This window comes from Coprobacillus cateniformis, from assembly GCF_009767585.1.
GTDB lineage: Bacteria > Bacillota_I > Bacilli_A > Erysipelotrichales > Coprobacillaceae > Coprobacillus > Coprobacillus cateniformis.
In genome coordinates, this window is sequence record NZ_WSNW01000001.1 from 1,079,129 (window position 1) to 1,101,198 (window position 22,070).

Here is a 22,070-nt window from a genome sequence, read left to right on the forward strand (position 1 = left end):
AGCTTTTCCCTCCTTCATTATACGAGTATCATCATTATAGCATAAATACAGATAATAATTCTCTGTGATAAGCATTTTTTCAAACTTTTTACCATTATTTTCCTATTATATAAAAAAATGGTTCTTAAACTTTGTAAGAACCATGTCAAAAAACGATGAATATTATCTATATTTGACTATTATACAATAGTCAAATATGTCGCATCTTTTATAGGATTATCTGTTGCTTTTCTTATCAATCTATGGATGTATCTCAAGAACTCCTGATAACACTCTATCATAATCTTACCATCACTTAAATAAGTAATACCTTCTATGTATAACTTTAAATCTGAATCCAAATATGTTTCTCGAGTATAATCTTGATCATTATAATAGATATACTCTAAGACATAATCTTTAAACATTTGTAATATTTGATGAGCATCTTTATTTTTTAGTTTTTCTATTTCCTCTCTTATTTCTTTTCCACATTCCAAATCATAAGACTGTTCATACAAAAAATCATATAAATAACTCTCTATAACCTTATCTTTTAATGCCAGTCCAACAACTTGACTATTTTCAGCAATATTATATAAATCTAAATTAAACTGACCTGCTAGTTTATCAAGAATTTCATCTGTTGAGAATATTCTTTCCCGATATCCACCTCTTCTTTTTTCAACAATGATTTTTGTTGCAATTCCAACATAAATATAGCATCCCATATAAATACCTCCTTTATAAACAAAAAAGTAAGAATTGGCCCCCTAATCCTTACCTCACTAACATTTTATAGACACTGGTTTATTCCAGTCATGCCAATTTTTACACCTTGTAACGTCCATATCATGCTCAAAGTCATCATCTGGTTTTATTATAACAAACAGTATGTATATTTGCAATAAGAAACAGATAACTTATAATGAAAAATGTATCTATATATTTTCTCTTGTCAACCAGCCATATAAAATAAGATAAGATGGTTATTTCAAAGAGATATGGGAGTTTCTTGAAAACATATTAGAAAGTTAGTATACTAAAATTAACGAGATAAAGGAGAATACTATTTATGAAATTAATTATTGAAGAAAATGAACAGAAAATGAGTGAAAGTGCTATGTTTATTTTACTCGGTGCCATGATGCAAGATAAACGAGTGAATATCTTTTTAACATCTGGACGCTCACCAAAAATATTATATGAAATGATGATTCCTCATGTTAAAGATCAAGAAAAGTTTAAAGATATACAGTATTATCTCTTTGATGAAAATCCATATATAGATGAAGAACATGGTCCAAATTGGAATGAAATGCAGGATTTGTTTTTTAAAGAAGCACACATTCCTAATGAACGTATTCATATTATGAACCAAGATAATTGGCAAGATTTTGATAATGATATTCGTCATGCTGGAGGGATAGATGTTATGATTATAGGATTAGGTTATGATGGCCACTTCTGTGGGAATTGTCCTCGTTGTACACCTTTTGACAGTTATACATATTGCATTGATTTCAAAGAAAAACAAGCTGTTAATCCGTCATATAAAGACCGTCCTCGTCAGCCATTTACCCTAACAATGGGACCAAAAAGTTTAATGCGTGTTCACCACTTGATTATGATTGTTAATGGAAAAGAAAAAGCAGAGATTTTTAAAAGATTCTTAGATGAACCTATTCATCAAGATCTTCCTGCTACTATCTTAAAATTACATCCAAACTTTACAGTAATTTGTGATCAAGAAGCAGCGAGCCTCATTAATCCAGAAAACTATAAAAGAATATAATATATTAACCACTTATATTGAGTTTATAGGTGGTTTTTTTATCTTCAAAAAAGAAGGCTATGAAAGCCTTCAGATTTAAGCATTTTTAATAACAAAATGAATAAGTTGTGTTGCTGAATCACGTTGTAATGGATAAACTCTACCATGATAAATATAAAAGATGAGCATTGACCAATAAACCTCATATCCACCCTGATCAAATTCTTCCTCTGTAGGGAAATAACCTAGACAACCATTTGTATAACCATTAAAGTAAAAATATTCGTTATGAAGTTTTTGCATACATTCTAAAGCGAACTCGCACATCACTTCATTAGCAACTCCGCTTAAACATCCTTCATTTAGATAGAAATATTGAACTTCTATCATTTCAGATTGGTAATGAATATGAGCATTATTAAGCCTTTGCACTTCTTCTAGCCAATATCGACCATCAATACCAGCATATTGTTGAGCCTCTTGTGCAACACTTTGAGCCTCCTTCAATGAGGGTACATCAGAATGCAGAAGTATACTACGCGTATACATCCCAATTTGCTGTATCGGCTGCACTGATATTTGAGCAATCATTGGCTTAACACAAGTTAATATCTCATTAGCCATATCTTGCAATGCAGTTTCAGAACGAATAAATCTATCATCACAAGCATCAGGTGGATTGAGTTGTGAACAGAAATATCGTGGTGCAACATTCCCAGCAGCACCCTGTATCAACACAACTGGACATTTATACTTTTGACTTAATGTTTCTCTTACTGCTCCAAAATAGTCTGATGATATAAAATAATTATCTGCTTTCAATACATTGGCATGTGCTGTCACTCTTAATAAAATAAGTTTATTATGGTGTTTCTCTGTATCTTGTACTTTGAATATACCAATACGTCGATCCAAAAAATTTGAATCCTTACGTCTATTCAAACCAATATCACTATAAGCGTTAGCCCACCCACCATAGACAGGAGTCCATTCAGTCTGTGCCTGATGGATAGCTTGACAAATTTGATAATGAACATCCAACGACCACTCTTCTTCAAGACTATCATTAGGTCCTCCATGTGTATGTGAAAAACAAAGCATAATTTTTTCTTCTGCAAAACCAAATCGATGACTTATTTTCTTTCTTAAAACACTGATATTATGCTTAGAAAATCCAATATGGTCTATTGTTATAAGGCAACATACATCTTCCTGATAATTCCAAAGCATAACCTGTGCATAAAGATGACTCTGAATTCCTTTTGAAGTTTCATCTAATCGACCAAATCCAACCATTTCAACTGGATGGTTTGGTGTGATATCAACTTCTGCATAACCTAATAAAACTGTTTCTATCTGTTTATTTATTTTCATATTACTTGTCTCCTTATTGTTTCATTTTCCTGGATGCAAAGTTAATATGATAGATTTCTACTCCATGCATTCTATTCCTTATTAACTCTGCATGGAGTCAATACAATAGCAAGTCTCATAACATCATCTCCTTATATCATTTCAGTTATTTATATTTTAAAACAAATCATTCCATTTTACAAATCACAATTATACAAAAAGAAGAGTGCCCTCTTCTTTACAAACATTCACCATGACTTTGAATAACTTTTTGATACCAATAGAATGAATCTTTTCTAATTCTTTTTAAACTTCCTTTTCCCTCATCATCCATATCAACATACACCATACCATATCTCTTTTTCATTTCACCTGTTCCAGCTGAAACCAGATCAATACAGCCCCAAGGCGTATAACCCATGAGATCAACGCCATCTTCTTCAACCGCCTTTTTCATTTCTCTTATATGATCACGCATATAATGAATGCGATATTCATCATGAATACATCCATCTTCATCTATTGTATCTTGAGCTCCAAGCCCATTTTCAACAATAAACAATGGTTTTTGATAGCGATCCCATAATATATTTAATGAAATACGAAGTCCAATGGGATCAATAGGCCATTTCCATTCACTCTCTTTAAGATAAGGATTCTGTGCCATATTGACACCATTTCCTAGTGACATTCCAGCATCTTCTCTCGTTGTCACAACACCAGAATTATAATAACTAAATCCAATATAATCAACACAGCCATCTTTTAAAATCTGATCATCTTGTGACTCCTTAATAATCTCAATATTTTCTTTTTCCCATTGTTTAAGAATATATGATGGATAATAGCCTCGACATTGGACATCTGAAAAGAAATATTTCAAGCGACGTGAAACATTTAATTCCAAAGCGATATCAGCGGGATTACAAGTTTCAGGATATGTTAATATATTCGCTAACATCATGCCAATTTGGTTATCAGAATCAATTTGATGACCTAATTGAACAGCTTTTGCACTGGCAATAAAAAGATGATGAAGAGCCTGATAATATTTTTGTGTATTCATTTCATGGATTCCTAATGTTGCATATCCACGGAGTAAATTGATTTCATTAAATGTCATCCAATATTTAACCTTGCCTTTATAACGTTCAAAAACTGTTTGACAATATCTCAAAAAACAATCAACTGTATTTCTAGATAACCATCCATCTTGATGTTGTGCCAAATATACAGGCATATCAAAATGATTAAGAGTCACAACTGGTTGTATTCCATACTTTAAACATTCATTAAAGACATCATCATAGAATTTTAATCCCTCTTCATTTGGTATGAATTCATTCCCATTAGGAAAAATTCTTGTCCAAGATATTGACATTCTATAACATTTGAATCCCATTTCTGCCATGAGTGCGATGTCTTGTTGATAATGGTGATAAAAATCAACTGCCTTATGACTAGGATAATACATATTCGGATCCAATGCTGCCTGATACTGATGAGAAATCAATTCACTTTCATGCAAATAAATAATCTCATTATTTTCATTAAGAAAACTATGTTTTCTCTTACACGTTAAAGAGCCATTTGTTTTTGTATCAGAAGTGGCCAATCCTCTACCACCTTCTTGATAACCACCTTCAAATTGATTGGCAGCAGTTGCACCACCCCATAAAAAATCTTTTTTTAACATATTTCTACCTCTTTTCTAAAATTTATTTTCTTTTTCTATCTTTTCATTATAAAATAATAATGAAAGGATGATTTCTATGATACAAACAAAACATGAACTTATTCAATTACTCAATCCTATCTATAACCATTTTCAATTACCCATCTTTTTATTATCAAAAGAACTTTTGATTATAGAATCTCCTCATTCATTCCTAAAATTAGAAGAGCATTATTTTCAGGATATGATTCAAGAAAATCATATTAATGACTATCAAACATATATGCATTTTTATCATGATGCATCATTTCTTTTCTTTCCTTATTCTTTAGAAAACATATCATATATTTGTATTGGACCAATCTTTAATAAGAAGCTTACACCTCAAGACAAACCATCAGAATATCCATTTTTAAATCATGTGATTTCCCAATATACTATTGATGATTTTTTTAGCTTACCTTATGTTCATTATAAAACTGTTGATTTCCTGCTTTTTGTTTATCAGATCATTACTGGTGAAATATTAGATGCTAATGTGCTTAAAAAGAATTATAAAAAATCAAGTTCATTACCTTTAAAACAAGAGGAATCTATGCAAAATGAAATCTTTGTGATTAGAGAAAATCCTTTACATGATTTTAGTTATTCTTATGAAAAGAAGATTATGAATTCTATTCAGCAGGAGAATAGTACACAAGCTCGTATTTTAATGAATGAATTAATGCAAATGAAAGATGGACGTGAACTAGCACCTAATCATCTTGTCTCTATGAAATATAAATTAGTTGCAGCTGTGACTTTGTTTACTCGCTGTGTTATTGATGTTGGTGTTCCAATTGCTAAAGCATATACATTAAGTGATGTTTATATTAATAAACTAGATCAATGTCGTACTGGTCAGGAACTCCATAAGATGATAAGTGATGCTATTGTTGATTTTACAAACTTAGTCAAACGATATAAACATATTCAAAATCCTTATTGGGTGAAGTCTTGTAAAAATTATATTTCTCAACATCTTCATGAAAATATGACATTAAATGATTTAAGTCAATTAACAGGCATGAATCCAAGTTATCTCTCAACACAGTTTAAAAAAGTGACTGGTCAATCTATTAAACAATATATCAATGAAAAGAAAGTTCAAGAAGCACAGTTTTTAATTAAAAATTCTTCTTATACATTAGCTGAAATTTCTGATATTTTACAGTTTTCAAGTCAAAGTCATTTCAATAAAGTTTTTAAGGAGCGAACAGGCAAAACTCCTACTCAATATAAAAATACTTAAACGATGAAAGATTAAACTTTCATCGTTGTTTTCTTATAGTGATAATATGCACCTAACATATTTGCATCATTACAATATTGACATTTGACAATTTCAGCATGAGGAAAAGCAATAGGGAATCTTTGATAAAATTCATCTGAAGCTCTTTGTAAGCCTGCAATGAATAAAGGATTTTCACTAATGCCACCACCAATGCAAATACGCTCAGGATCTAATAGACATTGGATATTATGAAGTTCTAAAACAACTTCATCACAATAATCTTTAAAGATCTGTTGACTCATCTTGTCACCTGCTCCAATCCAGTTAAACACTTCTTTTCCATCATGGGTTTCACTGTTTTTTGCTTTTGCGATTTTGTCAACTAAATTATAAATACTACCAATCGCTCCAAATAAACCTTTGGACTGATATTGTTTAGGATCTTTAGAATAAATCACACTGACTTCTCCAGCAATCAAATGATGACCTTTATAGATTTCACCATTAAGGATAATCCCACCACCAACACCTGTTCCAAATGTTAAAACCAAACCTTGCTGAATGCCTTGCATATGTCCACACTCTAATTCTGCAATAGCAGCACATCTGGCATCATTTTCTACTGTAATAGGTAATTGAAAATAATCCTCCCACTCATGAATATCAGTATGATTATTATAAGTCAAACTACCACCAGCATGAATATACTTTCTTTCAACATCAATAACGCCAGGTAAGGAGAAGGCAATGCCTTCTACCTCCCCCATTTCCTGAAGAACACTTTTTATGGTCTCTAAGAAATGTTTTTGTGTATCACATGGTGTAGATACTTTATCTTGGGAAGTCATCACATCATCAATCATCAATGCATGCTTAATAAAAGTACCACCTACATCAAAGACAGCTATTCTCATAAATCCTCACCTTGACTTGCAATAACTTGTTTATACCAGTCAAAAGATTTCTTTTTGCTTCTTTTTAATGTACCATTTCCTAAATCGTCTCTATCAACATAAATAAAACCATAGCGTTTACTCATTTCACCAGTTCCAGCTGAAACCAAATCAATACATCCCCATGGTGTATATCCAATAATATCAACACCATCTTCTAAAATAGCTTTTTTCATCTCAATAATATGCTGTCTTAGATATTCAATACGATAATCATCTTCCACATATCCATTTTCATCAACCTGATCATTATAACCTAAACCATTCTCTACAATGAACAATGGAATTTCATAACGTTCATAAAAACGATTTAAAATATAACGTAATCCCTTAGCATCTATTTGCCATCCCCATTCACTTGTTGGTAAATATGGATTTTTTACACCAGACACAAGATTTCCACCTGTTGTTTCTACATTGGAATCAGTTGTTGCAGCTGATGAAGAATAGTATGAAAAGCCAATATAGTCTACACAACCTTTTTTCATTTCTTCTAAATCACCAGGTTCCAAATGAACTTTAATGCCTTCTCTTTCAACATGTTTCTTCACATAATTTGGATAATGTCCTCTTACTTGAATATCTGTAAAGGCAAATGTTCCATAACGCATCTTTTCTTCTGCCAACAAAACATCTTCCGGTTTAGCAGTTAATGAATATTTCACAAGCGTTAAAACCATACATCCAATTTTATTTTCAGGATCAATTGCATGTCCTAATTGTACTGCTTTGGCACTTGCTAAAAACTGATGATGAGCAGCCTGATAGCTCCTTTGTTTGAAATCTTCTTGTGTACGATCTAAGACCCCAGCAATTTCTGGCATAAAAACCACAGAATTGATTTCATTAAAGGTCATCCAGTATTTAACTTTTCCTTTATATCTTTCAAATATGACTTTACAAAAATTTAAATAGAAATCAATAAGTTGACGATTCGCCCAACCACCATATTTTTGTGCTAAATATAATGGCATTTCATAATGAGAAATCGTGACAACTGGCTGCATACCTCTTTTGATCATTTCATCAAATAAGTCATCATAGTATTTTAAACCTTCTTCATTCGGTTGATTTTCATCACCCTGAGGGAAAATTCTTGTCCATGCAATAGATGTCCGAAAACATTTGAATCCCATTTCCTCAAATAAAGCTAAGTCTTCTTTATATTTATGGAAGAAATCATTTCCACCATGGTTAGGATAGTAAGTACCATCTTGAATACCATCAGTAAAATGACGAGAGACTCCTTTTTTTCCAGCCGTTGCTACATCCATTAAAGATAGTCCTTTTCCACCTTCAAGATATGCGCCTTCAGCTTGATTAGCTGCAATAGCGCCACCCCATAAGAAATCTTTACTCAACTGACTCAATGTGTTCACCAGCCTTTGCTAATCTTTCTTCTTCACAAGCTTTCTTATCTGCCATTCTAAAGAATGGATAATACATAAATGTATTAACGGCTAATAAAATCAATACCATGACAAGCAATGAAATTCCTCCAGCCATAAATGCTTTGACAAAGAAAGGTGTTGTCCAAGGTAATAATGACATCGCTGGATTATATGTAAATGTAAAGACTTGAGTAGCAAATAATCCAATTAATCCCATGACAACATTACAGAAAACCATAGGGATAAAGAATACTGGATTTAACATAACTGGCATCCCAAAGATTAATGGTTCATTAATATTAAATAAATTTGGAATAAATGCTAGTTTTAACATCTTTTTATATCTTTCACTCTTAGCAGTAAACATTGATAAACATAATCCAATTGTATTTCCATTACCGCCAAAGGATGCAAACATACTCACAAGTGTAAGTGTTAAATATGTTAATGGTCTTCCCGCCTGTAAATCAGCCATATTTGTCATAATTAATGTCATTTGTAATGGTACGAATGCACTGTAGACTGTATTTGGATGAATTCCAAAGAACCATAATAAGTTAGCAGCAAAATATAACAAGAAAATTGTAGGTAAAGATAAACCAATTTTAATAATAAATCCACCAATTGTTTGATCAAAGAAATTGACAAAACTTCCATATGGTGTATAACCAAACCCTACTCTTACAGCAAATGCAAATGCAACAATAATCATTGAAACAAAGATAGGTTCAAAAGACTCACTAACCATAGGTGGAACACCTTCAGGCATTTTAAACTTTAACCCTTTACTAGATAAGAAATGAAACATATATCCAACAACAATAGCAAATATTAAGGCAACTAAAATACCAGTACCACTTAAATAAGTGACATCAAATGCAGCAATATCTTTGCCATCAGCACCAACAACAGTTTGTGGAATAATTAATAAGAAACTTAATAATGATAAGATTCCACAAGATAAAGGATTATCTCCCTTTCTCTTAGCAAATGCATAAGCTACAGTAAACGAAATATATAAAGCCAAAACATTTAAACTGGCATTTGAAATGGCATCAAAATGAGTTTTCAAACCAACGCTCGTTAACCATTCTGAATACCCTGTAATAGGCAAATTCCCTAAAATAACAAATATACAGACTCCAAATGTAACTGGTCCAGTTCTCATAAATCCTTCTGCGACTGATTGAATAACATCATTATTACTCATTTTTTCAGCAACAAGTCCAATAAATTTCTGTAAAAACTTTTCTAACTTTTCCATATATCCTCCTCATATGATTATTGAAATACGTATTTCTGCTCCATCGACAATACAGATTATAATAGATTCACATGAATAAATTTATATTTTTTCTAGTTTTTTTATATTTTATATATATATTTTATAAAAAAACAATTCTTTTAGAATTGCTAATCATTCTTTATCTGTCATCTGATAGAGAAATAATCCAACGATAACTATCAAACAACCTAGTAATTTATTTATTGAAAAGATATCATAGAAACAATAATCTAAAAGAATTCCACTGATTAATTGAGATACAAATGTAATCAAAGTTAATTCAACAGGAGATACTTTAGGAACAACTTTATTTAATATCAGAATATTAAAAACACCAATCATACCTCCTATGAACATAGCAGGATTTTCTAAAAGTTCTGTTGATTGAAAATCTTGTATATGAGAAAAGCCTAAGATTATTAAAAAAACAAGACTCATGAATAAACCTGTAAAATAATTAAAAAATGTACTCTGATAAGCTCCAACCTTTTGAGATAAGTAACCATTAACTGAACGACTCAAAACAATTGTCATTCCAGCACAAGTTGCACATATAACTGCAATCATATCATCATAACTCCTATTCCAATGACAATGATAATTAAACTCATCATCTTTTGAAAAGATAGTTTTCTTTTTATAGTGCCTAACCATCCCTTATATTCCAAAACTAATGAAGTCATCATTTGACCTAATAATCCCAATGCTGTCACTAATGCTGCGCCAATTGTTGAAATAGACATAACATTAAAAATAACTGTTAATACACCTATCATTCCTCCTGTGTAGAAAAGCAATGGCAGATGCTGATGAAATGATACTTTTTGTTTTTTTATCAGCATTATCACAAAAAAAGTGATAAGACCTATAAAATGAATAAGAACTGTTGATAAATAGACACCTACATAATCTGATAACTGACCATTAAAGACATTCATAACTGTCACTATCATTCCTGTTAAAAAAGATAAAAATAATTCCATAAGTTATCCCCTCCTCATGGTATTATAAACAAATGATATTGCTTTTTCATATGACATATGTCATATTAAGGATGGTGATTTTTATGAAAAGTAAAGAATTTTATATTCAAAAATTGGATAATGAAAATATGATGAGTCATACACTTCTTAAATGTTTTGATTTTTATTGTTTTGAAAAAGGACAATGTATATTACATCAAGGACAAAAATTAGAGACACTTTATATTTTGATAGATGGAAAAACAAAATCATGTCATACAACATCTAATGGTGCAACAGTTTTGATTGCTATATCTCAAGGCATGAGCATTATTGGAGAAATAGAATTGCTTAATCATCGTGATGTTATTAATGATGTTTATGCTATGGAAGAATGTGTATGTTTAGGTATATCAATATCACTTTATCAAGATTTCATCTTAAATGATTTCATCTTTATGCGTTATTTAGCTGAAACTATTGCACATAAACTTTATAATTCTAATCAAAATTCTTCAATATCTATAAACTATCCAGTTGAAAATAGGTTAGCATCATATCTCGTCAGTTGTGAACATGATATGATTATTGAGGAAAACTTTGTGCAAGTTGCAGAAATGATAGGATGCAGTTATCGACAATTACAAAGAACTCTTAATGACTTTATACAAATAGGTTATATAACGAAAATAAAAAGAGGACAATTTCGTATTATAGATTTACATAAACTTCAAGGACTTAGTCAGGATTTATATTTTATTTAAAAGGCACAATTGTGTCTTTAGTCATTAAGTCTCCATTGATGTTTCTTTAGATCAACACAACCATTGGATTTCAATGTAACACCTTCATCCATCAGTAAATCTTTTTGTTCTAACCAATAAGGGGCACATCTGCCACTACTATTGACAACACGATGACAAGGATATTTCCCATAATATCCTGATAGACTTAAAACCTTTCCAACCAGACGAGCATTTTTATCATAGCCTGATAATTTGGCAATTTGACCATAAGTTGCAACATATCCTTCAGGTATTTCTTCAACAATTGATAAAATTTGAAAGATAAATTCTTCATTTAATTTTTCTGACATGTTAAATGACCACCTTTACTATAATGCTGTTCCATCACCAGGAACAAAGAAATGATGCATATCTACTCCTTCTAATTCTAGGAGTTTTATTTTTTTATCAATGCCACCTGCATAGCCAGTTAAACTTCCATTGGTCCCAACGACACGGTGACAAGGAATAATAATAGAAATAGGATTGTGTCCGACAGCTCCGCCTATGGCTTGTGCAGACATTGTTTGTTTATGATGACGTTCTGCTATTTTCTTTGCAATCTGTCCATATGTAATAACTTGTCCATATGGGATTTGACATAATATCTGCCAGACCTCTTGTCTAAATGGTGTCCCTCTAGGTGCTAATGGCAACTCTTTTATAGAAGGTTTTCTTCTATCGAAATAATCATCTAGCCATAGCTGTGTTTGAATAAAAACTTCTAAATCAGGCTTATCAATCGTTTCTTCTTTGATAGTTGCTAAAAAATATTTTTGATTTTCTAACCATAAACCAATCAAAGAATATCCATCACTTGCTAGTAAAATTTCTCCAATAGGAGATTTATAATGTGCTGTATATATCATTTCATACTTCCTCCGTCTTTAGCTTTTTATAAAACTTACACTTCCTTTTGCTCTATAACCTTTAACAGTTACCTTATAGTCTCCATCTTCTTTAATTAAAATTTGAAATGATTGAGAAGAAGATATTTCGTTATCTTCATATATAGGAGTCTCATCATTCTTTTGAAAGATGATAGAAAGTTTACCAGCATCACTAACTATTTGTACATCCACAATATCATTTTCTTGTAATGTCAATAATTGAGAATCCTCAGTATTCATAATACTATATTCCATAATCAATTGATCTTGATTACCAGTACGACTACCATTAAAACTCGGCTGAATACACCCATTTAATAATAAGATACAAAGTAATGAACTTAAACAACAGATTTTCTTCATTCTTATCTTTCCTTTCTTTCTTATTATAATACACCTCAATGAAACCGACAACCGAATTCATGTAAAGAAAAATTCATAATAGAAAAAACTTATTTGAATAATATCAAACAAGTTTTATAATCTCTATTCTATTCAGTACGTAATGCCGTTACAGGATCTTCTAAAGCAGCCTTTTTCGCTGGTATTAATCCACCTATAAGTGTTAGAATGACACTTAAGACAATCAGAATAATAGCTCCAGCAATTGGTAAAGAAGCACTCACACTGACATTACCAGCAATTTCATGAATCAGCATATTACTTGGTATTAACAACAATAAAGTAATCACAATCCCTAGAACGCCAGATAATAATCCAATGATAAATGTTTCAGCATTAAAGACTTGTGAGATGTTTTTCTTTGATGCTCCGATTGCACGCAATATACCAATTTCTTTTTTACGTTCAAGAACACTGATATAAGTAATAACACCTATCATAATAGAAGATACAACAAGTGAAATAGCAACAAAGGCAATTAAAACATAACTAATGACATTAATAATATCTGTAACAGAAGACATAAGTGTTCCAACATAATCTGTATAAGAAATAACTTTATCTTCATCGACTTTCTTCATATCTTCATTATACTGATCTAATGCATCAATGACTTTTTGTTTACTTTCAAAATCCTTTGGATAAATATTGATTCCACTTGGTTTATTAAAATCTGCATATCCAAGATTCTTAAGATTTCCATCATAAGATGAAACCTCAGTTGTCATTAATGACATCATTAATTCTGAAAGTTCTTCTTCATTCATATTCATTTTTATAGCCTTAGCAAAGACACTTGCATCAATATTTATTGCATCCTGCATATTCTTAGCAAGATTTCCCATTTGTTTATTCATTTGAATACTTATCTGTTGTTGTAATGATTTTGTCAAAGTGGCAGTATATTGGATCATAATTGTTTGCATCTGTTTTTCAAGCTGAGTCTGAAATTGTTGTGTTAATCCACTTTCTTGGAAAATCTTAACCATTTCACCTTGTAATAATGATTGAGCTTGTTCAGTTTGCAAATACGCCATAAAATATTCATTCATTTTTGTTGGATCAATGAGTCCATTCTCTTTTGCATATTGTTGAAACTGCACCATAAGAGTTTGACTTAAACTTTCTAATTGTTCTTGAGAAATGTTAATCTTCATATCTTTAAAAATACTATTCACGTCTATTGCAGGTAATGAAGATGTATCAATCTTTATTTGGCTTAAATCCAAATCATCCATATTCATAGATAATTTACTTTGATCAAAAGTAAATGCTTTCTTTAACATATTGGCATCTACTGTAAATAAAGAATTCATATCTAGCTTATTGTTTTCTTTACTGCTAAAATCTTTACCAGTAAAAACATCAACATGAGGATTGGACAATTGTTTTTTGACAATATCACTTGATTTTGCCTGTTCAATAACATGTGTTGTCAGTGCTGCAGGATATCCTATTCCTGTTTGAAGCATAGTTGCAGAGGCCGATTCAGTTGGTTGAACAACTCCAACAATTTTTATATCTTCTCCATTTTCAACTAAGTTTTTCATATACTTTTGATCTTCAGTTTTATCTTTATAAACATTATATTTTTGATCATATTGATAATAATCAGTTGCATTCACAAGTTTAAATTGAACTCCCAGTATATCATTATAAGAATAAGACTGTGCATTATCCGGTACTGTTACGTCTTCTTCCTTTGAAAACTGTTGAATCATTTTATCTAATTCCTCAAAGTCACGTAATCCTAAAGTATATAACATAAAATCGTTTATATTTCCGTTTTTTGATAAAACCAAAACACATTCATTATACGCTTTTGGCCATCTTCCTGCTTTTATATCGTATTGATCTTCATAAAGATTACTGTTACCTGGCATTTGATAAAAAGTATCAGTACTCATCATAGAAGACATTAAACTATTTGAGCTTGTTGATGAACCAAGACCTAAAGAGGTGAATGATTTATCAGGGTGTACCTGTCTCACTTTTTTTGTATCACTACTATATATTTGTGGAGAGACATTATAACTATATTCTATAGAATTTGTGTTTTTCTCAATATCACTTTTTCCACTATCAAGATATTCTTTTAATGATGTTAAATCGTTTGACCCAATCTTTGAGAACATATTGGTAATCATTTGTGAAACATATATCTTGTTTTCATCTTTGTCTTTATTTTGTTTAGGATGACCATCTGTCATCATTGAAGTAATATCAAAACCTGAACTTTGTATCTGTAAGGGATATTCTGATAATGTTTCTTCTTCAATAGACTGAATATATTGATTGACTCCATTAGATAAAGAAAGTATCAATGCAATACCAATAATCCCAATTGAGCCAGCAAAAGAAGTTAAAATTGTTCGTGCTTTTTTTGTACGAAGATTGTTAAAGCTAAGCAATAATGAAGTCAAAAAAGACATTGAAGATTTTCCCATATTCTCATGTCTAGGCTTCTCTAAATCATGTTCACTTACTTCATAAGGATCAGTATCACTACGCATTGTTCCATCACGTAACTCTACAATACGGGTTGCATAAGTTTCAGCCAATTCAGGATTATGCGTTACCATAACGACCAAACGATCTTTTGCAACTTCCTTAAGTAACTCCATAACTTGAACACTAGTATCACTATCTAATGCTCCTGTAGGTTCATCAGCGAGTAAAATATCAGGATCATTCACTAGAGCACGAGCAATTGCTACACGCTGCATCTGTCCACCAGACATCTGATTAGGTTTCTTATGACCCTGATTTCCTAACCCAACTTGCTCAAGAGCTTTTTCAGCTCTTTGTTTTCTTTCTGTCTTAGAAATACCTGATATAGTTAAAGCCAATTCAACATTAGCCAAAACAGTTTGATGCGGGATTAAATTATAACTCTGAAAAACAAATCCTATCGTATGATTACGATAAGAATCCCAATCACGATCTCTATATCTCTTTGTTGAAATACCATTAATAACCAAATCTCCCTGATCATATCGATCAAGCCCACCAATTATATTCAAAAGTGTTGTCTTACCTGATCCACTTGGACCTAGGATTGCTACAAACTCATTATCTCGTAAGTTTAAACTTACACCATCAAGAGCTTTTTGAACAAGACTGCCAGTTTTATATTCCTTGTGTATATTTTTTATTTGAAGCATTTGTTTGCCTCCTTTTCTTTCTATTATATATATTAAACGCTTATTTTTTGAATACAAGATGAACATATTTATTTTATGATTTTATTCTCTCAATATTCTTCATTATTTTTGTTTTACTCTTAAAAAATCTCTTTCCAAAAGATATTATTCCTCAAAGGTTTCAGAAAACATTAGGAAAGTTAGTTGTTTTTAGCAATTCATCAACAACCACAAGGATTTAAATACTGAGTACATCATGCTGTCTTAAGATATCGTTTTTATTAATTCTATCAGATTATATTATCTAGCTATATATCTTATTATTAATAAACGCTATATCATTTTTTATTTTACAATCATAGATATGCGATTTCTTTAACATAGTCAACTCTTCTCATAAATAAAAGAAAAAGTATAAATATTATATATTTCAAAAGATATACTTATTAAAAAATACTCATTCAAACATCATTATAATATCCTTTCTCACTCCATTCTAAATAAATTATTTCAATTATACTATCAAAATATTTTCACCTCCTCCTAATAATCATTTAAAGAATTAGTCTATTACAAAAATAAAAGAATGAAACCATGAATACATTTATCATGTATCACTATTTCATTCCATTTATAAAACACTACATTATGTAAAAACTAGAGAAGAATTTTATATAGAGTTTGCTTTTATATTGTGATTGGAGTTTATGGCAATAAAAAGCCTCTTTAAATTGTTTGTGTAGAATATTTTTAAATATTTCATAATGTAGTTGCCAAGAAACATATTATGTATGAAATTATATTATGTTTCATTTGCAATTTTATATTAATAAAATCAGAATAATAAGTCAATATTTCTTCATGAAATATTGATATTCAAAACAGATTGCACATATGTGCAAAAATAGAGATCATTATGATCTCTATTGATATGATTTGCCTAATTCATCAGCGCCAAGAATCGCTGCATAAACATCCTCTGGTGTCACATCAAATGGCATATTCCCAATTGTATCACCAGGAGCACAGACTAACTTAGCGACTGCCATAATTTCTTCTGGTTTCACTTCAGTAATTTTTAAGTCAGCAAGTGTTGTTGGTAATCCAACTTCATGACATAACTTTAGGACTTCTTCAATTTCTTGTCTTGGAGCATTTTCTAATACCAATTGAACCAATGTTCCAAATGCAACTTTTTCACCATGATATAACTGATGTGTTGCTGCAATAGCGGTCAAACCATTGTGCACTGCATGAGCGCCCAGATTCAAATCCTATTCCACTTAAATAGGTGTTGGCTTCAATAATATTTTCAACAGCCTTTGTACAGACTTTGGCTTGTACTGCTAAAGTTGCGGCTTTCCCATCTTCTAATAATGTTTCATAACACAAACGAGCAAGTGACATGGCAGCCTTTGTACATTTTCCACCTAAACAGTTATCTGCTTCACTTTGATAACAGGCTCTCGCTTCAAAATATGTTGCCATCGCATCACCAATTCCAGCAATTAATAATCTAGCTGGAGCTTTAGAAACAACTTCTGTGTCAACCAAGACTATATTTGGACTTGTTGGTAAGAATAAATACTTATCAAAGACTCCTTCATCACTATAAATAACAGATAAAGAAGAACATGGTGCATCTGTTGAAGCAATGGTAGGAACAATCACGACTGGTTTTTTTGTATAATGAGCAACAGCCTTAGATGTATCATGTGTTTTTCCACCACCAACACCAACAATTACATCACAACCATTCGTCTTCACAATATCAATAATACGATTGATTTCACTCATGCAGCATTCACCTTGAAAACTTTCAAAGAGAATATCCACATCCTGAGCTTTAACACTGAGTTCAATATCAGGTTTAACAATATCCTGAATATTTTTATCTACAATTACAAACAACTTTTTCCCTAAACTTGATGCATGAGCAGCAAGTTTCTTTAATTCACCCTTACCTTGAATATATCTTGTGGGACTTCCTATTATTTTTGTCATTTTCTCATTCTCCTATAAATCACAAATTCCTGTACCTTCACCATACATGGCATACCAGTCACTATTAAAATCATCTACTGCTTTTTCAATACTTGGATTCTTGAAGATTGTTTTTAAAACATCAACCGGTGCAGTAATCGCATGGGCTCCATAATTAAATGAGTCACGCACTTGTTGAACACCTTTAAAGCTGGCTGCGACAATCTTTGTTTTGTATCCATCCATGACAATACGACTTGATAATTCATTGATCAGTTCCATAGGATCACTTCCTAAATTTCCAATACGATTCACATATGGCGCAATATAATCTGCTCCAGCTGCTAATGCCATATAAGCCTGCATCAAATCATACACAGCAGTTGCTGTCACATGGATGCCTTCTGCTTTTAAGATTTTAATCGCTTTGATTCCTTCATAAGAAACTGGTACCTTTACATAGACCTGATCATCAATTTCTTGTAAGATACGATGAGCTTCTTTCACGATTGTTTCACAATCCTTAGAAATCACCTGCACATGTAAACTTCTTTCTTTTCCAATAATGCTTCTGATTGCTCGCATATGATCAAAGAAGTTTTCTGGACTTGTTCTTTTCACGATGGAAGGATTGCTTGTGACTCCAACAATTGGCATATGTTCGACTGCATCCTTAATTTCTTCCAAATCAACTGTATCAATAATAAATTCCATTTTCTTTTTCTCCTCTTATAAAGTTTGTTCAGTTCTTTCAATGATATCATCCTGTGTTGCTTTTGATAACACATTGAAGAATGCTGAATATCCAGCAACTCTGACAATTAAATCACGATGTTTTTCTGGATGAGCTTGAGCATCCAATAATGTTTCTCTATCTACAACATTATATTGTACATGATAGCCATGTAAACGATTAAAGAATGTTTTCAGCATCATCTCTAATTTCATTTTATTTTCATCTGTTGATAACATCTGAGGTGTCACCTTTTGATTTAATAAGACACCACCAGTGATTTCATGTGTTGGTAATTTTGATACTGATTTAAAGACCGCTGTTGGTCCACTCTTATCCATTGCATGAGCTGGTGAACATCCTTCTGCAAGTGGAGTACGGGCTTTACGACCATCTGGTGTTGCCATTGTGCCTAATCCTTGTCCTACATTAGCAGATATTGAAGATGTTCCCGCATAACGGATACCCCCAATAGGTCCTCTTTGATATCTTGTATTTGGATATTTCTTCATTTCTTCTATATATGAGTTATAAGCATCAACAACCAACTGGTCAACATAATCATCATCATTTCCGTATTTAGGAACATCATTGATCAGCATTTTTTGAATTCTTTGATTGTCTTCACCTTCAAAATCATCTTGCATAGCATTCCATAACTGTTCAGGTGTTATTTTCTTTTCTTCATAAACCAATTTCTTAATAGCTGCTAGACTGTCTGCCATATTGGCAATTCCAATCTGTAAACCAGAAATGAAATCGTAGATTGCTCCACCTTCTTTGATAGTCTTTCCTCGTCCAATACAATCCTGTGTTAAAGCTGAACATAAGATATCTGGAATTTCTCTTTCACCTGCCAAGTCAACAGCATTTTCCACAATCACAGAAACTCTTGTTAATTCCTTAATTGCTTTATCCCAGGCTGCCTGTAATTCTTCAAAAGACTTCATATCTTTAAAATGTCCACTACCTTCAACAAATCGCTTTCCTGTTGTTAAGTCAATACCATCATTCATCACACATAATAAGATTCTTGGAAAGTTCAAGTATGACATTCCTGTACAACGATATCCCCATTTCCCAGGCACGGCTGTTTCTACGCATCCAATAGCAGAGTAATTATAAGCATCTTCTTCTTTAACACCTAAATCAATAAATGAAGGAATAATGATTTCATCGTTATTGAATGCCGGCATTCCTGTTCCAAGTTTCATGACTTCAACTGCTTCATCTAAGAATTCCTGAGGCATTCCATTATAATATCTGACTGTTAAGTTTGGTTGAGGAAGTCTTGTCTGTGCAACTGATCTCAAAACCAGATATGATAACTTATTCACTGCACATTTTTTATCAGATGTCTGTCCACCAATTGTGACATTCTGATACATTGGGCTTCCTGCACTACTGAATGTATGAGCTTGTGAACGGACTTTATTAATTGTTAGTGTTTTAATCCAAAGGTTTGTTAATAATTCAACTGCTTGATTTTCTGTAATTATTCCTTTATCTAAATCATGTTGTAAAAATGGGTAAACATATTGATCAAAACGACCATATGATAAGGAATGACCATTAGATTCAATTTGTAAAATCAATTGAATAAACCAAGTCGATTGAATCGCTTCATAGAATGTTTCAGCAGGTTCATAAGGAACCTTATCACAGATTCTAGAAATCTCTAACAATTCATCTTTTCTCGTTCCTTCTGCCTTGTCAGCCAATTCTTTTGCCAATACGCTAAATCTATGAGCATATGTTTTCACTGCTTCAATAACAATTAAGACAGCTTTATAAAAAACATATTTATCAATATTTTCAGGTTTACATAAATCTAATTCAGATTTTAGTTTTAAAACTCTTTCTTCATACCCTTTCAAACCAATCTGTAATACTGTTTGGTAATCAACTGCCAAATGGGCATCTCCAGAATTGAGCTTTCCTTCCATTCCCAGTAATCCAGTAGACATGATGTCCTTGACTTCATCAGGAAGTAAGGCATCCCCTCTTGATCTTAAATTATTATTTTCCCAAAATGGAGCAATAGAACGAAGATCTTCTTTTGTTTTTTCAGTGATATAGAAAACATCTCCATCACGTTTTTCAAACAAATCCAATTCATTGATAACGAATTCCAATGTATATTCAGGAAAGATTGGAGCATCTTTGTTAGAAGCTGCTTGATTCCCTACAATTAATGTTTCATCCTCAATATAGATAGACATCTTTTCTAAGATATTCTTTAACATCAATGCACGTTTCATGACAGCAGGTTGATTTTGATGTTCTTTATAAGTTTCAGTAACTAATAAAGCTCTTTCAGCACAAATATATGGCTTCTTTTCTAAGACCTTCTCTCTAAACTCATTCATCCTTGGTGTCAAATCACCAAAATGTTCTACGTTTTTCATAGCTTTTTCCTCCATTATTTCATTTGAAACTTTCGTTAATTTCATTTACACATATATCATAACACTTTTCACTTTAAAGTCAATATATATTTCAATGAAATTATATTTTAGTTTCATTTGAAATATATTATTTACAATATGAAATGAAAATGGTATGATAACTATGGTAAAGGAGCTATAATTATGAACAAAGGAATGATTTTCAATATACAAAAGTTTAGCATTCATGATGGTCCTGGCATTAGGACAACTGTTTTTTTAAAGGGCTGCCCATTAAAATGTCAATGGTGTTCCAACCCCGAATCACAATTAGACCATATTCAAATTTTATATGATTATGACAAATGTATTCATTGTCAGCAATGTGTTCATGTCTGTCCACATGGTGCCCTCACTCATCAAAATAATCGTATTCTCGTTGATGCTAAAAAATGTGTTGGTTGTTTAACATGTGTCCATGCCTGTCCTCAGGATGCTCTCACACATGAAGGCGAATATAAGGAAATTGATGAGATTGTAAAAACATGTTTACAAGATAAAGATTTTTATGAAGAATCAGATGGAGGTGTAACAATTTCTGGTGGTGAAGGAATGAGTCAGCCAGATTTTGTCAAAGCCCTTGTCAATAAGCTCAAGGATGAAGATATTCATGTTGCAATTGAAACAACAGGATATATTCAACCACAAATCTTTCAGGACTTAGCTTTGCTCTTTGATCTTTTATTATTTGATGTCAAACACTATGATAGTGAGCAGCATTTCTTAGGTACTGCCGTGCACAATGAATTAATTATACAAAATCTTCAATGGGCAATTGATCAAGGTATTGAAGTTTTACCAAGAATTCCTGTCATTCCTGATTTCAATGCTTCATTAGAAGATGCCAAAGGACTTGCCAAATTATTGCAGTCTGTTGGTGCTAAACGTGTTCAGCTTTTACCTTTCCATCAATTTGGTGAAAAGAAATATGAGTTATTAAATCGTGATTATCATCTTAAAAATAAAAAAGCCCTCCATAAGGAGGACTTACAAGACTACCAGAATATCTTTCTTGAACAAGGTCTTGATTGTTTTTTCTAGG

20 protein-coding genes are annotated in these 22,070 nt (G+C 31.7%); 4 read left to right on the forward strand and 16 right to left on the reverse strand.

The genetic code is table 11. The features are described from left to right. Positions 1–179: 179 nt before the first annotated feature. The gene (locus GQF29_RS05545; RefSeq protein ID WP_008790140.1) at positions 180–710 is read right to left on the reverse strand and encodes a hypothetical protein; all 531 of its coding nucleotides are present in this window, start codon (positions 708–710) and stop codon (positions 180–182) included. A 344-nt stretch (positions 711–1,054) separates the two neighbouring features. Here GQF29_RS05545 and GQF29_RS05550 point away from each other — a divergent pair, with 344 nt between their 5' ends. Further along, the gene (locus GQF29_RS05550; protein ID WP_008790141.1) at positions 1,055–1,774 is read left to right on the forward strand and encodes a 6-phosphogluconolactonase; all 720 of its coding nucleotides are present in this window, start codon (positions 1,055–1,057) and stop codon (positions 1,772–1,774) included. 75 nt (positions 1,775–1,849) lie between these two features. Here GQF29_RS05550 and GQF29_RS05555 read toward each other — a convergent pair whose 3' ends face one another. Then, positions 1,850–3,127, reverse strand: coding sequence for a hypothetical protein (locus GQF29_RS05555; protein WP_008790142.1), 1,278 nt, complete (start codon positions 3,125–3,127; stop codon positions 1,850–1,852). A 217-nt stretch (positions 3,128–3,344) separates the two neighbouring features. After that, positions 3,345–4,802: a glycoside hydrolase family 1 protein gene (locus tag GQF29_RS05560; protein WP_054689229.1), complete on the reverse strand. Its 1,458-nt coding sequence runs from the start codon at positions 4,800–4,802 to the stop codon at positions 3,345–3,347. Positions 4,803–4,878: 76 nt separating this feature from the next. Between GQF29_RS05560 and GQF29_RS05565 the strand changes: the two genes are divergently transcribed. Continuing rightward, positions 4,879–6,072, forward strand: a complete 1,194-nt coding sequence (locus tag GQF29_RS05565; RefSeq protein ID WP_008790144.1) for an AraC family transcriptional regulator — start codon at positions 4,879–4,881, stop codon at positions 6,070–6,072. A gap of 11 nt (positions 6,073–6,083) precedes the next feature. Here the strand turns inward: GQF29_RS05565 and GQF29_RS05570 are convergent, their stop codons facing one another. The 5 genes from GQF29_RS05570 to GQF29_RS05590 form a co-directional block, all read right to left on the reverse strand. Then, positions 6,084–6,968 (reverse strand): ROK family protein, encoded by an 885-nt coding sequence (locus tag GQF29_RS05570; RefSeq protein WP_008790145.1) that lies wholly within the window; start codon positions 6,966–6,968, stop codon positions 6,084–6,086. Further along, on the reverse strand, positions 6,965–8,377 hold the full coding sequence (locus GQF29_RS05575) for a 6-phospho-beta-glucosidase (protein WP_160340743.1): 1,413 nt from the start codon (positions 8,375–8,377) through the stop codon (positions 6,965–6,967). Before GQF29_RS05575 ends, GQF29_RS05570 begins: the two co-directional genes overlap by 4 nt. After that, positions 8,361–9,662, reverse strand: coding sequence for a PTS sugar transporter subunit IIC (locus GQF29_RS05580; protein WP_054325545.1), 1,302 nt, complete (start codon positions 9,660–9,662; stop codon positions 8,361–8,363). The genes GQF29_RS05575 and GQF29_RS05580 overlap by 17 nt, the downstream gene beginning before the upstream one ends. A 153-nt stretch (positions 9,663–9,815) precedes the next feature. Continuing rightward, the gene (locus GQF29_RS05585) at positions 9,816–10,250 is read right to left on the reverse strand and encodes a DMT family transporter (protein WP_054689233.1); all 435 of its coding nucleotides are present in this window, start codon (positions 10,248–10,250) and stop codon (positions 9,816–9,818) included. Next, positions 10,247–10,666, reverse strand: coding sequence for a DMT family transporter (locus GQF29_RS05590; RefSeq protein WP_160340744.1), 420 nt, complete (start codon positions 10,664–10,666; stop codon positions 10,247–10,249). Before GQF29_RS05590 ends, GQF29_RS05585 begins: the two co-directional genes overlap by 4 nt. A gap of 83 nt (positions 10,667–10,749) precedes the next feature. Here GQF29_RS05590 and GQF29_RS05595 point away from each other — a divergent pair, with 83 nt between their 5' ends. Next, positions 10,750–11,409 carry a cyclic nucleotide-binding domain-containing protein gene (locus GQF29_RS05595; RefSeq protein ID WP_160340745.1) on the forward strand — a complete coding sequence of 220 codons (660 nt, stop codon included), beginning with the start codon at positions 10,750–10,752 and terminating at the stop codon, positions 11,407–11,409. Between the two features lie 17 nt (positions 11,410–11,426). On the opposite strand, the gene GQF29_RS05600 is transcribed toward GQF29_RS05595, so the two are convergent. The 8 genes from GQF29_RS05600 to GQF29_RS05630 all read right to left on the reverse strand — a co-directional run bounded on the left by GQF29_RS05600 (position 11,427) and on the right by GQF29_RS05630 (position 20,989). Then, positions 11,427–11,741, reverse strand: coding sequence for an MGMT family protein (locus GQF29_RS05600; protein ID WP_008790148.1), 315 nt, complete (start codon positions 11,739–11,741; stop codon positions 11,427–11,429). Positions 11,742–11,759: 18 nt separating this feature from the next. Then, positions 11,760–12,299 (reverse strand): methylated-DNA--[protein]-cysteine S-methyltransferase, encoded by a 540-nt coding sequence (locus GQF29_RS05605; RefSeq protein WP_054689239.1) that lies wholly within the window; start codon positions 12,297–12,299, stop codon positions 11,760–11,762. Between the two features lie 18 nt (positions 12,300–12,317). Beyond that, positions 12,318–12,683, reverse strand: coding sequence for a hypothetical protein (locus tag GQF29_RS05610; protein ID WP_008790150.1), 366 nt, complete (start codon positions 12,681–12,683; stop codon positions 12,318–12,320). A 128-nt stretch (positions 12,684–12,811) separates the two neighbouring features. After that, a complete protein-coding gene (locus GQF29_RS05615; RefSeq protein ID WP_117769010.1) occupies positions 12,812–15,886 on the reverse strand; it encodes an ABC transporter ATP-binding protein/permease in 3,075 nt (1,024 codons plus the stop codon). A 902-nt stretch (positions 15,887–16,788) separates the two neighbouring features. Then, positions 16,789–17,115, reverse strand: coding sequence for a dehydroquinate synthase/iron-containing alcohol dehydrogenase family protein (locus GQF29_RS19035; RefSeq protein WP_419715424.1), 327 nt, complete (start codon positions 17,113–17,115; stop codon positions 16,789–16,791). Then, complete coding sequence (locus tag GQF29_RS05620; protein WP_419715425.1) at positions 17,063–17,869, reverse strand: glycerol dehydrogenase; 807 nt, start codon at positions 17,867–17,869, stop codon at positions 17,063–17,065. The genes GQF29_RS19035 and GQF29_RS05620 overlap by 53 nt, the downstream gene beginning before the upstream one ends. 12 nt (positions 17,870–17,881) lie before the next feature. Beyond that, positions 17,882–18,562, reverse strand: coding sequence for a fructose-6-phosphate aldolase (locus GQF29_RS05625; RefSeq protein ID WP_054689242.1), 681 nt, complete (start codon positions 18,560–18,562; stop codon positions 17,882–17,884). 15 nt (positions 18,563–18,577) lie between these two features. Next, on the reverse strand, positions 18,578–20,989 hold the full coding sequence (locus tag GQF29_RS05630; protein WP_117769009.1) for a glycyl radical protein: 2,412 nt from the start codon (positions 20,987–20,989) through the stop codon (positions 18,578–18,580). Between the two features lie 183 nt (positions 20,990–21,172). Here GQF29_RS05630 and GQF29_RS05635 point away from each other — a divergent pair, with 183 nt between their 5' ends. Then, complete coding sequence (locus tag GQF29_RS05635; protein WP_160340746.1) at positions 21,173–22,069, forward strand: glycyl-radical enzyme activating protein; 897 nt, start codon at positions 21,173–21,175, stop codon at positions 22,067–22,069. The last annotated feature ends 1 nt before the right edge of the window (position 22,070 follow it).

Bases quoted from the DNA above. Each gene is read 5' to 3' on its own strand.
- GQF29_RS05545 (WP_008790140.1), bottom strand. From the start codon at position 710: ATGGGATGCTATATTTATGTTGGAATTGCAACAAAAATCATTGTTGAA.
- GQF29_RS05550 (WP_008790141.1), top strand. From the start codon at position 1,055: ATGAAATTAATTATTGAAGAAAATGAACAGAAAATGAGTGAAAGTGCT.
- GQF29_RS05555 (WP_008790142.1), bottom strand. From the start codon at position 3,127: ATGAAAATAAATAAACAGATAGAAACAGTTTTATTAGGTTATGCAGAA.
- GQF29_RS05560 (WP_054689229.1), bottom strand. From the start codon at position 4,802: ATGTTAAAAAAAGATTTTTTATGGGGTGGTGCAACTGCTGCCAATCAA.
- GQF29_RS05565 (WP_008790144.1), top strand. From the start codon at position 4,879: ATGATACAAACAAAACATGAACTTATTCAATTACTCAATCCTATCTAT.
- GQF29_RS05570 (WP_008790145.1), bottom strand. From the start codon at position 6,968: ATGAGAATAGCTGTCTTTGATGTAGGTGGTACTTTTATTAAGCATGCA.
- GQF29_RS05580 (WP_054325545.1), bottom strand. From the start codon at position 9,662: ATGGAAAAGTTAGAAAAGTTTTTACAGAAATTTATTGGACTTGTTGCT.
- GQF29_RS05585 (WP_054689233.1), bottom strand. From the start codon at position 10,250: ATGATTGCAGTTATATGTGCAACTTGTGCTGGAATGACAATTGTTTTG.
- GQF29_RS05590 (WP_160340744.1), bottom strand. From the start codon at position 10,666: ATGGAATTATTTTTATCTTTTTTAACAGGAATGATAGTGACAGTTATG.
- GQF29_RS05595 (WP_160340745.1), top strand. From the start codon at position 10,750: ATGAAAAGTAAAGAATTTTATATTCAAAAATTGGATAATGAAAATATG.
- GQF29_RS05600 (WP_008790148.1), bottom strand. From the start codon at position 11,741: ATGTCAGAAAAATTAAATGAAGAATTTATCTTTCAAATTTTATCAATT.
- GQF29_RS05605 (WP_054689239.1), bottom strand. From the start codon at position 12,299: ATGATATATACAGCACATTATAAATCTCCTATTGGAGAAATTTTACTA.
- GQF29_RS05610 (WP_008790150.1), bottom strand. From the start codon at position 12,683: ATGAAGAAAATCTGTTGTTTAAGTTCATTACTTTGTATCTTATTATTA.
- GQF29_RS05615 (WP_117769010.1), bottom strand. From the start codon at position 15,886: ATGCTTCAAATAAAAAATATACACAAGGAATATAAAACTGGCAGTCTT.
- GQF29_RS05620 (WP_419715425.1), bottom strand. From the start codon at position 17,869: ATGACAAAAATAATAGGAAGTCCCACAAGATATATTCAAGGTAAGGGT.
- GQF29_RS05625 (WP_054689242.1), bottom strand. From the start codon at position 18,562: ATGGAATTTATTATTGATACAGTTGATTTGGAAGAAATTAAGGATGCA.
- GQF29_RS05630 (WP_117769009.1), bottom strand. From the start codon at position 20,989: ATGAAAAACGTAGAACATTTTGGTGATTTGACACCAAGGATGAATGAG.
- GQF29_RS05635 (WP_160340746.1), top strand. From the start codon at position 21,173: ATGAACAAAGGAATGATTTTCAATATACAAAAGTTTAGCATTCATGAT.